Below are 1,363 nucleotides of genomic sequence, written 5' to 3' on the forward strand. Positions count from 1 at the left end.
TTGGATCGTACGAATATCGCAGGAAAGATGTTCGGCAATTTGGTCTTGAGATACACCGGCTTTCAAGCGTGCCTGTTGAAGTGGGTTCTCAGGATGCCCTCCACATACTCGGACCGAAATGTTCTTTTTGTTTCATAGTGCTTCCTCCTGTAAATTATAATGGGTGTGTTGCCCTTTCTAATTTTAGAGGAAACAATTGCCGTTTCAAACGGCACAAATGTCGGGTATATCGAAAAATGTAAAAACATGTCGTGCAGCAAGAGAAAACTGGATCTGCAGAAGCAAATCCAGTCAGTCCCTGTTGCCTGCGAAGCACACATCCGGCACGTTCTCCGGCATAAGCTTTGCCGCCCAGTCCGGTGTATCTTTACTCATTCCCGGCGCAGTCTGCAGTACCCATACCAGGTACCGGAATGGGTCCAGCCTGTTCTCCTTCGCTGTTTCAATCATACTGAAGATTACAGCACTGCCATGGGCCCCGTTGGGTGTGTTGGCAAACAGGAAGTTCTTCCGGTCCATTACAAATGGCTTCATACTGCGTTCTGCACGGTTGTTGGAGATCTCCAATCTTCCGTCTTCCAGATACCGGATCAGCCACGGCCACTGCTCATGCAGATAATGCAGAGCCTTTCCCAGCGCGGACTTCGGCGGAGCCTTTTTGGTTTCAGACCATGCCAATAAGGCGTCAAGAACCGGTTTTGCCCGTTCCTGCCGCTGTTTGTATCGTTCTTCTGCCGTTAAACCGGCAAACTCCTTCTCCAATGCAAACAGAATGCTGCAGTACCGTTGTCCTTCCAACGCTGTACTGCCGGCCTGCTCCTGTTTGGGCAGAGAACTCACCGCTTCGTCAAATTTACGCCGCGCATGAGCCCAGCAGCCCACTACGCGGATCTGCTCCGGCAGGCTGTGGTAGCCGGGATATCCATCTGCGTGGAGCCAACCAGTAAAGCCTTCCAGAAACACCTCCGCGTTCTTCGGCTTCCGGTTGGGGCTGTACTCATACAGAACGATGGGATGCTCTGCATCACTACCCGTTCTGTAAAGCCACATGTAACTCTTGCTCTGTGCGGATTTACCCGGCTCTTTGAGTACCTGCAGCGTTGTCTCATCCGCATGCAGAACTTCATGCTGTACCAGTTTTCGGTGAAGTTCTTCATACACCGGCTTCAGCCAGTCTTCCGCCGCACGCAATATCCAGTTGGACATCGTCTGCCGGGACAGTTTCACACCCTGCCGGTTCCATTCCTGCTCCTGTCGGTACAGTGGAGAACCCATTACAAATTTCTGCACCATAATATGGGCAATGGCCTCTGCTGAGGCATAGCTTCCGGAGATGACGGGAATGTCTTTTTCCGTCTTTACC

General features: G+C 51.6%; 1 protein-coding gene. It reads right to left on the minus strand.

Annotation, left to right across the window (positions count from 1 at the left end; all coding sequences use genetic code 11):
- Positions 1-291: 291 nt before the first annotated feature.
- The coding region (gene tnpC / locus T363_RS14805) for an IS66 family transposase (RefSeq protein ID WP_034972525.1) at positions 292-1,363 on the minus strand (1,072 nt) is incomplete at its 5' end.

The organism is Agathobaculum desmolans ATCC 43058, assembly GCF_000701665.1.
In the GTDB taxonomy this organism is placed as follows: Bacteria; Bacillota; Clostridia; order Oscillospirales; family Butyricicoccaceae; genus Agathobaculum; species Agathobaculum desmolans.